The organism is Streptomyces sp. NPDC055239 (assembly GCF_053606205.1).
The window spans coordinates 734,062-746,284 of the sequence record NZ_JBSGRD010000002.1 but is presented as its reverse complement, the minus strand read 5'-3'; the positions used below and the strand labels follow the sequence as shown (position 1 = coordinate 746,284).

11 protein-coding genes are annotated in these 12,223 nt (G+C 71.3%); 7 read left to right on the top strand and 4 right to left on the bottom strand.

Annotated elements, in window-relative coordinates; all coding sequences use genetic code 11:
• Nucleotides 1–48: 48 nt before the first annotated feature.
• Nucleotides 49–1,311, top strand: coding sequence for a beta-ketoacyl-ACP synthase II (gene fabF, locus ACWFRJ_RS09470; protein WP_453526327.1), 1,263 nt, complete (start codon nucleotides 49–51; stop codon nucleotides 1,309–1,311).
• A gap of 90 nt (nucleotides 1,312–1,401) precedes the next feature.
• Here the strand turns inward: fabF and ACWFRJ_RS09465 are convergent, their stop codons facing one another.
• The gene (locus ACWFRJ_RS09465) at nucleotides 1,402–1,896 is read right to left on the bottom strand and encodes a DUF3145 domain-containing protein (RefSeq protein ID WP_361189458.1); all 495 of its coding nucleotides are present in this window, start codon (nucleotides 1,894–1,896) and stop codon (nucleotides 1,402–1,404) included.
• 310 nt (nucleotides 1,897–2,206) lie between these two features.
• Here ACWFRJ_RS09465 and ACWFRJ_RS09460 point away from each other — a divergent pair, with 310 nt between their 5' ends.
• Both ACWFRJ_RS09460 and ACWFRJ_RS09455 read left to right on the top strand, forming a co-directional pair.
• Nucleotides 2,207–3,115 carry an SGNH/GDSL hydrolase family protein gene (locus ACWFRJ_RS09460; RefSeq protein WP_453526323.1) on the top strand — a complete coding sequence of 303 codons (909 nt, stop codon included), beginning with the start codon at nucleotides 2,207–2,209 and terminating at the stop codon, nucleotides 3,113–3,115.
• 64 nt (nucleotides 3,116–3,179) lie between these two features.
• Entirely contained in the window at nucleotides 3,180–4,172 is a 993-nt protein-coding gene (locus ACWFRJ_RS09455) for an aldose epimerase family protein (protein ID WP_453526320.1), read from the top strand.
• Between the two features lie 43 nt (nucleotides 4,173–4,215).
• On the opposite strand, the gene ACWFRJ_RS09450 is transcribed toward ACWFRJ_RS09455, so the two are convergent.
• Nucleotides 4,216–6,690: a beta-glucosidase H gene (locus ACWFRJ_RS09450; RefSeq protein WP_453526317.1), complete on the bottom strand. Its 2,475-nt coding sequence runs from the start codon at nucleotides 6,688–6,690 to the stop codon at nucleotides 4,216–4,218.
• Between the two features lie 171 nt (nucleotides 6,691–6,861).
• Between ACWFRJ_RS09450 and ACWFRJ_RS09445 the strand changes: the two genes are divergently transcribed.
• Nucleotides 6,862–7,482, top strand: coding sequence for a TetR/AcrR family transcriptional regulator (locus tag ACWFRJ_RS09445; protein ID WP_453526314.1), 621 nt, complete (start codon nucleotides 6,862–6,864; stop codon nucleotides 7,480–7,482).
• Here ACWFRJ_RS09445 and ACWFRJ_RS09440 read toward each other — a convergent pair whose 3' ends face one another.
• Complete coding sequence (locus ACWFRJ_RS09440; RefSeq protein ID WP_453526311.1) at nucleotides 7,483–7,869, bottom strand: RidA family protein; 387 nt, start codon at nucleotides 7,867–7,869, stop codon at nucleotides 7,483–7,485.
• A gap of 68 nt (nucleotides 7,870–7,937) precedes the next feature.
• Nucleotides 7,938–8,771 (bottom strand): NAD(P)-dependent oxidoreductase, encoded by an 834-nt coding sequence (locus tag ACWFRJ_RS09435; RefSeq protein ID WP_453526309.1) that lies wholly within the window; start codon nucleotides 8,769–8,771, stop codon nucleotides 7,938–7,940.
• 58 nt (nucleotides 8,772–8,829) lie between these two features.
• On the opposite strand from ACWFRJ_RS09435, the gene ACWFRJ_RS09430 reads away from it, so the two are divergent.
• The 3 genes from ACWFRJ_RS09430 (at nucleotide 8,830) to ACWFRJ_RS09420 (ending at nucleotide 12,177) form a co-directional block, all read left to right on the top strand.
• Nucleotides 8,830–9,873, top strand: coding sequence for a LysR family transcriptional regulator (locus tag ACWFRJ_RS09430; protein WP_453526306.1), 1,044 nt, complete (start codon nucleotides 8,830–8,832; stop codon nucleotides 9,871–9,873).
• Between the two features lie 85 nt (nucleotides 9,874–9,958).
• Entirely contained in the window at nucleotides 9,959–11,101 is a 1,143-nt protein-coding gene (locus ACWFRJ_RS09425; RefSeq protein WP_453526303.1) for an abortive phage infection protein, read from the top strand.
• 173 nt (nucleotides 11,102–11,274) lie between these two features.
• The gene (locus ACWFRJ_RS09420) at nucleotides 11,275–12,177 is read left to right on the top strand and encodes an aminoglycoside phosphotransferase family protein (RefSeq protein ID WP_453526300.1); all 903 of its coding nucleotides are present in this window, start codon (nucleotides 11,275–11,277) and stop codon (nucleotides 12,175–12,177) included.
• Nucleotides 12,178–12,223 lie beyond the last annotated feature (46 nt).

Genomic DNA, 12,223 nt, shown 5'->3' with positions numbered 1-12,223 from the left:
CCCGGCGGTGGCGCCGCTGATCCCCTCAACACCGTGGAGAATTTTCCTGTGAACCCGACCAATCGCACCGTGGTCGTCACCGGTATCGGCGCAACCACACCGCTGGGTGGCGACGCAGCCTCGACCTGGGAGGGCCTGCTCGCAGGCCGTTCCGGGGTCAGTCTTCTCGAGCAGGACTGGGCGGCCGAGCTTCCCGTCCGCATCGCGGGCCAGATCGCGGTCGAGCCGGGCGAGATCATTCCGCGCCCGCAGGCCCGCAAGATGGACCGTTCGGCGCAGTTCGCGCTGATCGCGGCCAGGGAGGCCTGGGCCGACGCGGGTTACACCGCGAAGGCGGGCGAGGACACGTCCGTGGACCCCGACCGCCTCGGCGCGGTCATCGCCTCCGGCATCGGCGGCGTGACCACCCTGCTCGACCAGTACGACGTGCTCAAGGAGAAGGGCGTACGCCGCGTCTCCCCGCACACCGTGCCGATGCTGATGCCCAACTCCCCGGCGGCCAACGTCGGCATCGAGCTGGGCGCCCACGCGGGCGTGCACACCCCTGTTTCGGCGTGCGCCTCCGGCGCCGAGGCCATCGGCTACGCGATCGAGATGATCCGCACCGGCCGCGCCGACGTCGTCGTCGCGGGTGGCACGGAGGCGGCGATCCACCCGCTGCCGATCGTCGCGTTCGGCAACATGATGGCGATGTCCAAGAACAACGACGACCCGCAGGGCGCCTCGCGCCCCTACGACGCCGACCGCAACGGCTTCGTGCTCGGTGAGGGCTCGGGCGTGATCGTCCTGGAGTCCGAGGAGCACGCCAAGGCCCGCGGCGCGAAGATCTACGCGGAGGCCGTCGGCCAGGGCATCTCGGCCGACGCCCACCACATCACGCAGCCCGAGCCGTCCGGCAACGGCATCGCGGCGGCGCTGCAGAACCTCATCGACGGTACGGACCTCAAGCCCGCCGAGATCGTGCACGTGAACGCGCACGCGACCTCGACGCCGCAGGGTGACGTCGCGGAGATCAAGGCTCTGCGCAAGGCGTTCGGGCACGACGTCGACCACATGGCGATCGCCAGCACGAAGTCGATGACCGGTCACCTGCTCGGTGGCGCGGGCGGCGTGGAGACCGTGGCCACGGTCCTCGCGCTGAAGAACCGCATCGCCCCGCCGACGATCAACATCGAGAACCTCGACCCCGAGGTCGACGCGGACGTCATCCGCGACGAGGCCCGCGCGCTGCCCGAGGGCAGGATCGCGGCCCTGAACGACTCGTTCGGCTTCGGCGGCCACAACGTGGTGCTCGCGTTCAGGAGCGTCTGAGCATCTGCGTAGTCGCCTGTACATAGCGCCTGTACATAGCGAAGGGCCCCCACCGAATGGTGGGGGCCCTTCGCGCATGCAGCTGAGGCGTCAGACGACCTGGTGCAGCCACCGCACGGGCGCGCCCTCGCCCGCGTACCGGAAGGGCTCCAGCTCGTCGTCCCAGGGCTTGCCGAGCAGCTTGGCGAGCTCGGCCTCCAGGTCGCTCTCGCCGCCCTTGGAGCGGGCCAGGGCGGCCCGCAGACGGTCCTCCGGGATCAGGATGTCGCCGTGGATACCGGTGACCGCGTGGAAGATCCCGAGTTCGGGGGTGGCGCTGTACCGCTCGCCCTCGGCCGTGGGACACGGCTCGGAGGTGACTTCGAAGCGCAGCAGTTGCCAGCCGCGCAGGGCTGAAGCGAGTTTGGACGCGGTGCCCACCGGGCCGCGCCAGGAGAACTCCGATCTCCAGCTGCCGGGCGCCGCGGGCTGCCTGATCCAGTCGAGGTTGACGCGCGCGCCGAGTACGCCCGCGACTGCCCATTCGACGTGCGGACACAGCGCGCGCGGTGCGGAGTGCACGTACAGAACTCCACGTGTCGTCACCGGGACCTCCAGTGTGGGTCGAGGTTCGCCTTCCCCAGCGGCCTCGCGCCCGTGCCGAGCGTTGTGGCCCCGAATCAGGGAAACTCCCAAAAACGGGACAGATGTGACGTGATGTAATTTAGCGGAAGCGAAAGAGCGGAGTGCCACTGGGTGGCGAGGCTACCGTGCGTCGGCGCAAGGAGTGTGACGTACCGTCGGTCCCAAGGCCAGGAATCACCCACCATTCACTCGCAGGTGCGTCGAAACGGCGCGGTCGGCCTACGACACTGATCGTGGCAACGGATCGGCCCGCGACAGAGGGGACCCGGGGATGCGGAACCGAAGGCACCGTCCACGTGCCGCCGTCGCGATGGCGACGGCGGTTCTTCTCGGCGCCACGGCAGTCACCGCATGTGACGCATCCGGCGGCGACTCCCCGGCGCCGGGCGGACCATCGGCCGGCAAACCCTCCCCCAAACCCACCCCTACGTGGGACGCGAGCCCGAACTCCCTGGCTGCCGTCGGCGACTCCATCACCCGCGGCTTCGACGCCTGCTCGGTGCTCGCCGACTGCCCCGAGGCGTCCTGGGCGACCGGCACGGGTCCCGATGTGCGCAGCCTCGCGACCCGCCTGCTCGGGAAGGAGCGGGCCGCGGGAAACAGCTGGAACTACGCGAAGACCGGCGCCCGCATGGAAGATCTCACCGGGCAGGTCGAGCAGGCCGCACTCAAGCGCCCCGAGCTGATCACGGTGATGGCGGGCGCGAACGACGCCTGCCGTCCCTCGGCGGATTCCATGACCCCGGTCGCCGAGTTCCGCGCCGACTTCGAGAAGGCGATGCGCACACTGCGGCGCGAGCTTCCCAAGACCCAGGTGTACGTCACCTCCGTACCGGATCTGAAGCGGCTCTGGTCCCAGGGGCGTACGAACCCGTTGGGCAAGCAGATCTGGAAGCTCGGCATCTGCTCCTCGATGCTGGCGGACCCGGACGCCAGGGACGCGGCGGCGACGGAGCGGCGTGCCACGGTGCACAGCCGCGTGATCGCGTACAACGAGGTGCTCAAGGAGGTGTGCGCGAAGGATCTGCGCTGCCGGTACGACGGCGGCGCCGTCTTCGACTACCGCTTCGACGGCGACCAGTTGAGCCACTGGGACTGGTTCCACCCCAGCAAGGACGGCCAGTCGCGCCTCGCCGAGCTGGCCTACCGGCAAGTGAAGGCCAAGGACCCCAAGAGCTAGGGGCCTAGAGGCCTAGGGGACCTGGGAGGCTGGCAGTGTGGCGACCCGGCGTAGGGTCGCGATCATGCGCAGTGAACTCTTCGGGACTCTCCCCGACGGCACGCCCGTCCATCGCTGGATCCTGGAAAGGGGTGGGGTACGGGTACGCGTCCTGACGTACGGCGGGATCATCCAGTCGGCGGAAGTTCCCGGCCGCTCGGGGCGACGCGATCCCGTGTCCCTGGGCTTCGACGATCTCCAGGGCTATCTCGACCACCCAGGGCCGTACTTCGGTGCGCTGGTGGGACGGTACGCGAACCGGATCGCGGGCGGTGAGTTCGCCCTCGACGGCAGGACCCACAGCCTGGCGCGGAACAACGAACCCAACGCGCTGCACGGCGGTGCGGCCGGATTCGACAAGCGGGTGTGGGAGGCCACGGAGGTCGAGCACGGGGTGCGGCTCTCCCGGGTGAGCCCGGACGGCGAGGAGGGGTATCCCGGGCGGCTCGCGCTGTCGGTGACGTACACGCTGGGCGAGGCGGGCGAGCTGCGGATCGCGTACGAGGCGACGACCGACGCCCCGACGGTCGTGAACCTCACCAACCACACGTACTGGAACCTCGCCGGGGCCGTGCCCGGGAGCGGCGGCGCGGGCGGGCACGAGCTGCGGATCGACGCGGCGCGCATGACGCCCACGGACGAGACGCAGATTCCCACGGGGACGCACGCGGACGTCGACGGGACGCGGTTCGACTTCCGGACGGCGCGGAAGGTCGGGGACGGGATCGACCACAACTACGTGCTGGACAAGGGGATCACCGAGCTGCCGGTCGAGGTGGCGGAGCTGAGCGACCCGGCGTCCGGGCGCGTGCTGACCGTCGCGACGACGGAGCCCGGCATCCAGCTGTACACGGGGGACCACTTCGCGCAGCCGCTGCCGTTCGCGCCCGGTGACGGGGTCGCGCTGGAGACGCAGCACTTCCCCGACTCCCCCAACCGGCCGGAGTTTCCGAGCACGGTGCTGCGGCCGGGTGGGGTGTACAGGTCGGAGACGGTGTACGGCTTCTCGGTACGTTAGGGCGGCCGGTTCACGTCAGACGGTTCACGTCAGACGGTTCATGTCAGACGGCGATCGTCTCGCTCAAGCGGCGGTCGGCGATCGAGCGGCCCACCTGAATCTCGTACGAACCAGACCTGTACGTCCAGGAGTTGGTGGCCTCGTCCCACGTCTCGAAGGCGCGGCGCGGGAGTTCGACCCGCACCTCCGCGCTCTCGCCGGGCGCCGCCTCGACGCCCGTGAAGCCGGCGAGCCAGCGGATCGGGCGGTCGCCGTCGTTCGCGGCCGGGGCGAGGTAGACCTGGACGACCTCGCGGCCCGCTCGCCGGCCGGAGTTGCGGACGCGGACCGTGGCCGTCGCGCCCTCCACGGCGAGGGACTCGTAGGCCCAGTCGGTATAGCCGAGGCCGTGACCGAAGGCGTACGCGGGAGTGGCGCCCGCGTGCTCCTCGGTGTCACGGTCCCAGGCGCGGTAGCCGATGAACACGCCTTCGGTGTAGGCGAGTTGACCCTCGTTCGGGGTGACCTGGGTGACCGGCGCGTCCGCGAAGGCGCCCCACGTCGTGGGCAGCCGCCCGCCCGGTTCCTCGGCGCCGAGCAGCACATCGGCGAGCGCCGCGCCGCCCTCCTGTCCGGGGAACCAGCTGAGCAGCACGGCCGCGACGTCCTCGCGCCACGGAAGCTCCACCGGGGAGCCGGAGTTGACGACGACGACCGTACGGGGGTTGGCCGCGGCCACCGCGCGTACGAGGTCGTCCTGGCGGCCGGGGAGTCGCAGGTCCTTGCGGTCGAAGCCCTCGGACTCGACGCGCTCGGTGGTGGCGACGACCACGACGGCGGTGTCGGCGCCCCGTGCCGCGTCGACGGCCTCCGCGATCAGCTCGTCGGCGTCCCGCTGCGGCTCCAGGTGCACGAAGGAGAACACGACGCCGGGCAGGGGGGCCGCGTACTCCTTGTCGAGCGGGTGGAGCAGGGAGACCTCGACCGTCTCGCCCTTTGTCAGACCCACCTTGGCGCGCTCGACCGGTGAGCCGAAGAACGCCTCGAAGGGGTCGGACTCGGGGCCCATCACCTCGGACCCGTCGAAGACGACCTGGCCGCCGACGGTCAGCGTGAAGGCGCCCAGACCGCGCGTGCCGAAGGAGTGCTCGCCGCTCACGCGCGGCGTGAACGTGCCGACGACCTCGATGGAGGCCATCGTCTCGTGGGTGACGCCCTCGGGCAGGTCGTTGCCGATCCACTGGACCTGGCCGGAGGGGAGGTTGCCCTCGCCCAGGACGTCGCCGTCCGCGTCGCGGCATACGGCGCGCAGCTCGAACCCCTTGTCGGCGGGGGCGAGTTCATCGCTCGGGTCGGCGCCGACGGCGTACGTCAGGGAGTCCTCGCCGAGCGCGGCCGTCAGACCGTCGAGCGGGGAGATCACGTGGGCGGGGAAGACGGTGGCGGAGCCGCCGCCCAGGACGCGGGCGTCGCGCGCCGCTGCGCCGATGAGGGCGACGGAGGCGGCGGGCTTCAGCGGCAGCGTCTCGTTCTCGTTGCGCACGAGGACGAAGGCGCGGCGGGCGATCTCGCGGGCCAGCGCCTCGCCGTCGACCTCGGCGGGCACGTCGGTGACGACGGGCTCGGCGCCTTCGAGGATGCCGACGCGGGCGGCGAGACGCAGGACGTTGCGCACGGCATCGTCGACCGTCGACTCCTTGGCCTGGCCGCCGCGCACCGCTTCGGCGAGCGCGTCGCCGTAGATGGTCCGCGGGCCCGGCATGGCGGCGTCGAGGCCGCCCTCGATGGCGCCGGTGGTCGAGCGGGCCGCCATCCAGTCGGAGACGTTGTAGCCGTCGAAGCCCCACTCTCCGCGCAGGACCTCGTTGACCAGGTAGCGGTGCTCGGTCATCGTCGAGCCGTTGACCTGGTTGTAGGCGGTCATGATGCCCCAGGGGTGGGCGTTGGCGACGATCGCCTCGAAGGGCGCGAGGTACAGCTCGCGCAGGGCGCGCGCGCCCACCTTGTTGTCGACGGTGAAGCGGTCGGTCTCGGCGTCGTTCGCGACGAAGTGCTTGACGGTCGTGCCGACGCCGCCGGACTGCACGCCCTGGACATAGCCGGTGCCGATGACGCCGGTCAGATACGGGTCTTCGCTGTACGCCTCGAAGTGCCGGCCGCCGAGGGGCGAGCGGTGCAGATTGACGGTGGGCGCGAGGAGGACGTGGACGCCCTTGCGGCGGGCCTCCTGGGCGAGCAGGGTGCCCGCGCGGCGGGCGAGGTCCTGGTCCCAGGTGGCGGCGAGCGCGGTCGGGGACGGCAGGGCGATGGAGGGGTCGTCGGCGGTCCAGCGGGTGCCGCGCACGCCGATCGGGCCGTCCGACATCACGAGCGATGCCAGGCCGATCTCGGGCAGCGCGTGCAGCGACCACATGTCACGCCCGCCGAGCAGCCGGGCCTTGGCGTCCAGATCCAGCGTGCCGAGAGCGGCCTCCACGACCGCCTCGCGCGCCTGGTCGGCCTGCGTGGCTCCGGGGCCCGGGCCCTGGGTTCCCGCCATGGCGTACCTCCTCGTTGAAGTCCGTTCCGTACGTTCCCGTTCTGTACGGTCCCTCCATCCTGCCTCGATTACCTGTAGGTCGGTAGTTTTCGTAATCTGGACGTTATATTTTGATCGGTATGCCGTACGGTCGTGCCGCGAGCAGGATCGAGAACGTGAAGGGCAGACACCATGGCGCCCAAAGCCAGAGCGGCCACGACCAGGGCCAGAAGCGAGGAGCGGCGTGCGGAGATCCTGCGGGCCGCCTTCGAGGTGATCGCCGAGCGCGGCTACCGGGGCGCGAGCCTGGGTGCCGTGGCCGAGCGGGTCGGCCTGACCCAGCAGGGCCTCCTGCACTACTTCCCCACGAAGGACGCCCTCCTCGTCGCCGTCCTGGAGGCCCGCGACCAGTGGGACGCGGTCCCGTCGAACGAGATCCGCCTCGACCTGCTCGGCTCGCTCGTGGAGTACAACGCGATGCGCCCCGGCATCATCCAGACCTTCTCCGCGCTGCTCGGCGAGAGCGTCACGGACGGGCATCCGGCACGGGAGTACTTCACCGAGCGGTACGGATCGGTGCGGGAGAAGTTCGCGGCGGTCCTGCGCGTGGAGTACGGGGACCGCCTGCCCGGCGGCCTCACTCCGGAGGCCGCGGCGCCGCTGCTCGTCGCGGTGATGGACGGACTCCAGTACCAGTGGCTCCTGGACCCCGAATCGGTGGACATGGCGGGGGCGTTCAGGGATTTCCTGGGCCTGATCGGCGGCGCCAGCGGCGGCGCTAGCGCTAGCGGGAGTGGCGACGACGGCGAGTGATCAGGTGGCGGTCCGGACGGCCGCCACGACCTCGATCTCGATGAGCGCCTCGGGACGGAAGAGCCGGGGCACCTCGACCGTCATGCTGGTGGGCGGCGTCGCGGTGAGGAACTGCGCGCGTACGGCGGCGTATTCGGGAAGGTCGGCGATGTCCGTCAGATACGTCCGGATGTTGATGACGTCGTCGAGAGTCGCGCCGTGCGCCGCGAGCAGGGCGGACAGGGTCTCGAAGATCCCGCGGCTCTGAGCGGCGATGCCGTCGCCTTCGGCGATCTGCCCGGACAGGTACAACAGGGCTCCTCCGTCGTCCTGTTCGACGCGGGCAACCTGGGAGTAGGGGCCGAGAGGCTGCGGGGCGGAGGCGGGGTTGTCGATGGTTATGCGCATGGTGCGGGCTGCTCCTCCGGGGGCGTGGCTACGACTTCTGGGGTATGGGTGCGACTCCTCGGGTACGGCTACGCCGGTTTGACGTTCCTGGAGCGGATGTGGGCAACCGCACGTGCGATGTCCTCGTGGACGACATCCGGGTCGGCGGCAGCCGCCTGGAAATGGCCCAATACCGCCTCCATCGCCGGGAGTTGTGTCGTCTCCGTCGCGAGCGCCACGTCCTTCACGGCGAGGTCGCTGCCGAAGTGCACGTCCGTGGCGAAGGCGCGGCCCACCGCGCCCCCGAGCGGCCCCTTCGCGAGCGCCCCCTTGGCCGTCTCCTCGTCCAGGCCCAGCGCGTCCGCCAGCTTCATCGCCTCCGCGACGAGAGCGACACCACCGATGACGGCGGTGTTGACGACGACCTTCAGCGCGGCCCCCGAGCCGAGCGGGCCCGTGCGGGTCACCGGGCCGAAGCAGGCGAGGACCTGCGCGACCCCATCCGCGTCGCCGCCCGCGAGAATGCCGAGCTGTCCCGCAGCTGCCTTGTCCGTGCTCCCCATGACGGGCGCGTCGACGAGGGTCACGCCGTCCGGCACCCTCGCCCCCAACTCCCGTACGACGTCGGGCCCGACGGTGGACATCTCCACCCAGTGGACCCCCGCCCTCCCCGCCCGCAGCTCGGGCACGATGGCGTCGGCGACGGCACGCACCGCGTCGGGGCCCGCCAGCATGGTGATGACGACATCGGCGTCACGCACGGCGCCCGCGGGGTCGGCGGCGAGCCTGGCGCCCGCCCCCACCAGTGACTCAGCCTTCCCGGCGGTCCGGTTCCACACCGTCAACGGGTGCCCAGCCGCAAGGAGTTGGCGTGCCATCGGCGCGCCCATATGTCCCAGTCCAAGAAACGCGATCTTCTCCATGGGTCCGACGCTAGGTCCGGGCGCGTGATGCGACAAGCGAATGTCTAGCATGTCAGCCATGCCGACCCCGCATGCCGCACGGATGGCCCAGGCCACACGGACCACACGGGCCCAGGTGTCACCAGTGCCACCAGTGCCACCAGTACCACCAGCGCCACCGCCCGACCTCTCCACCGTCTGGCTCCGCGTCTTCCTGGCCGTCTCGCGGCACGGTTCCTTCACCGTGGCCGCCCGCGACCTCGGCTGGACGCAGTCCGCCGTCTCGCGGCAGATCTCCTCCCTGGAGGCGGCCCTCGGCGGCGCCCCGCTCTTCGACCGGCTGCCGCGAGGCGTGCGCCTGACCGCACACGGCCGTACGCTCCTGCCGTACGCCGAGGAGACGGTGGACCGACTCCACGCCATGCAGCGGGAGTTGACGGCTCTGCGCGACGTGACCGGCGGCACCCTGCGCTTCGGTGCGTTCGCGACGGCCGACGCGGCGCTCGTGCCACGCGCCATCGCGGCGTTCCGCGCCCGGCACCCCGGCGTGACGCTCACCCGCGAGGAGGGTCTGACGCCCTGGCTGCTCGCCCGTCTCTCGGACGGTGATCTCGACCTGGCGATCGTCTCCTCGACGGGCGGGGCGCTGAGCGGCGACGTGGACGCCTACGAGCTGCATCACCTCCTCGACGAGGCGCTGTACGTCGCCGTCCCTCCGACCCACGCTCTGGCGGGCCACGAGTCCCTGCGTTTGCCCCAACTCGCCGGTGAGGACTGGATCTCCGGCAGCGCGCATGCCGAGGGAACCCTCCTGGAGGAGGCGCACCGGCACGGATTCCGCCCGCGCGTCGCCCATGTCGTCGCCGAGTGGACCGCCAAGCAGGGCTATGTGGCCGCCGGGCTCGGGGTCACCCTCGTGCCCGCCCTGGCCGCGGAGTCCGTCCGCCCCGACATCACCCTGATCCCGGTGCGCGACGCGGACGCGCCGCCGCGCGCCGTGTACGCGGCGACGGCGCGGGGCCGGGCCGCACCACCGGCGGTGGAGCCGTTCCTGGAGGCGCTGCGGGCTACTCAAGTCGCCTCGCGGGACGGCGGGTCGCTACCAAGGTCGCCCACGGCGTAGACCGACGGCGGTCTCGGCGCCGGGACCCCGCTGGCCAGACTTTGGCCCACCGTACGCACCGTACGGGCGGACACAGGGAGGCACCGTGCGGAGTGACGGGACCGGGATCGGCCGGGCGCAGTTTCTGGCCGGGGCGGGTGCGGGGGCCCTGGGTGTCGCGGCGGCAGCGGGGGGTCTGCTGACCGCGGCGGCACCGGCCGCCGCGACAGGCCCCGGAGCGGGCGGACTCACGTACCGAGGCGTCTGCTACGAGGTCGCCGCCGGGGAGACACCCACGACCGGCTGGAACGCGGACCGCATGCGCGAGGACATGGGCGCGGTCCAGGACCGGCTGCACGCCACCACCGTCTCCGTCTTCGGCGACGGCGTACGGCGACTGGCCGCGACCGCGACGGAGGCCGCCGAACGCGAACTGCACGTCTGGCTCCAGCCCCGCCTGGCCGACCGCCCCGAGCGAGAGATCCTCGACCACCTCGCGGAGACGGGCAGGCACGCAGAGCGGCTTCGGCGGCAGGGCGCGGCGGTCCACCTCAGTGTGGGCTGCGAGTTCGTACTGTTCGTACCGGGGATCGTGCCCGGCGACAACGCGGTGGAGCGGATCGAGAACATCCTCAAGGGGAACTACGACCCCGTTCTGATGCAGCGGCGTCTGAAGCGGTTCATCGGGCGTGCGGCGGCGGTCGGCAGGTCCGTCTTCAGCGGCGGGCTGACGTACGGGGCGGCTCAGGACGACGAGGTCGACTGGGATCTGTTCGACATCGTGAGCGTCAACTACTACGGCTACCACCGCGGTCGGTCCGGCTACGTCCGTGACCTCAAGCCCTACGAGCGCTGGGGAAAGCCGGTGGCGATCACCGAGTTCGGCACGTGTACGTTCCGGGGCGCTCCGGAACAGGGCGGCATGGGGTGGGACGTCGTCGACTACACGAAGGAGCCGCCCGAGATCAAGGACGGGCTCGTCCGCAGCGAGCGGACCCAGGCGGCGTACATCACCGACGTACTGGACGCCTTCGAGTCGATGAACCTCTACTCGGCGACGCTCTACAACTTCGTCACCCCGGACGCCCCGCACCGCTCCGAGACGCGGTACGACCTCGACATGGCGAGCTACAGCCTCGTGAAGCCGGTCCAGGACGGTGAAGGGCCGTCCGGCCGCTGGCACTGGGAGCCGAAGGAGTCGTTCCACGCGGTGGCCCAGCACTACGGGCGTGCGGCACGGCGTTCATGACAGCCCCGCGTGACGGTCCCCGTCGCGCGGAAGGAGACAGCCGTAGGCCGCCGACACCGCTCCCCCGGCCTCCAATGGGGTTGACCCGCCGCCCTCGGGCCAGCTTCGATCAGCGTCGGCCCCTCGGCCCCCGCTCCCCGCCCCCCGCTCCCCCGCCGTCCCGGAAGTCCCCCATGCCGCCTGCCAAGATGCACGCCCACGAAGCCGACATCGACACGCCCCTCGTACGCCGGCTGCTCGCCGCGCAGTTCCCCCACTGGGCGCACCTCGCCGTCGAGCCCGTCGAGTCGAACGGCACCGTCAACGCCATCTACCGCCTCGGCGACGACATGGCCGTCCGCCTCCCGCGTATCGAGGGAGGCGTCGAGGACGTACAGCGCGAGGTGCTGCATCTGCCGCGGCTCGCGCCCTCGCTTCCCGTCGCCATTCCCGCGCCGCTGGGGCAGGGCGAGCCGGGCGAGGGCTTTCCGTGGCCCTGGTACGTCTACCGCTGGCTGGAGGGGGAGAACCCGGTCGTCGGGGAAGTGGTCGAGCCCGGCCTGTTCGCCGCCGATCTGGCGGAGTTCGTCATGGCGCTGCAGCGCGTCGATCCGGCCGACGCACCTCCCGCGTACCGCAGCGGGCCGCTCGCGCCCCGTGACGCCGACACCCGCGAGGCCATCGCGCAGCTCCACGGCGTCATCGACACCGCCGCCGCGACCGCCGCCTGGGACGCCGCTCTGCGCGCGCCCCTGTGGGACGGGCCGCCCGTCTGGGTCCACGCCGATCTGCAACCGGGGAATCTCCTGACCGCCGACGGACGGCTCAGCGCCGTCATCGACTTCGGGTGCCTGGGGCACGGCGAACCCGCCGTCGACCTGATCACCGCGTGGAGCCTCCTCACCGCCGACGCGCGGGAGACTTTCCGTACCGCCCTGGGCGTCGACGACGCGACATGGGCGCGGGGGCGCGGCTGGGCCCTTTCGATCGCGCTCATCGAGCTGCCCTACTACCGGACGAGAAATGGCACGATCGCGAAAATCGCACGTCATGTGATCGACGAGGTTCTCGCCGATCATGAGGGGGCGAGCCGCTAGGCCTTTTCGGCACCGCCCTTCTGCCGGGATACTGCGGCCACCCCAC

Bases quoted from the DNA above. Each gene is read 5' to 3' on its own strand.
- ACWFRJ_RS09445 (WP_453526314.1), top strand. From the start codon at position 6,862: ATGGCGCCCAAAGCCAGAGCGGCCACGACCAGGGCCAGAAGCGAGGAG.
- ACWFRJ_RS09435 (WP_453526309.1), bottom strand. From the start codon at position 8,771: ATGGAGAAGATCGCGTTTCTTGGACTGGGACATATGGGCGCGCCGATG.
- ACWFRJ_RS09460 (WP_453526323.1), top strand. From the start codon at position 2,207: ATGCGGAACCGAAGGCACCGTCCACGTGCCGCCGTCGCGATGGCGACG.
- ACWFRJ_RS09420 (WP_453526300.1), top strand. From the start codon at position 11,275: ATGCCGCCTGCCAAGATGCACGCCCACGAAGCCGACATCGACACGCCC.
- ACWFRJ_RS09455 (WP_453526320.1), top strand. From the start codon at position 3,180: ATGCGCAGTGAACTCTTCGGGACTCTCCCCGACGGCACGCCCGTCCAT.
- ACWFRJ_RS09430 (WP_453526306.1), top strand. From the start codon at position 8,830: ATGCCGACCCCGCATGCCGCACGGATGGCCCAGGCCACACGGACCACA.
- ACWFRJ_RS09440 (WP_453526311.1), bottom strand. From the start codon at position 7,869: ATGCGCATAACCATCGACAACCCCGCCTCCGCCCCGCAGCCTCTCGGC.
- ACWFRJ_RS09450 (WP_453526317.1), bottom strand. From the start codon at position 6,690: ATGGCGGGAACCCAGGGCCCGGGCCCCGGAGCCACGCAGGCCGACCAG.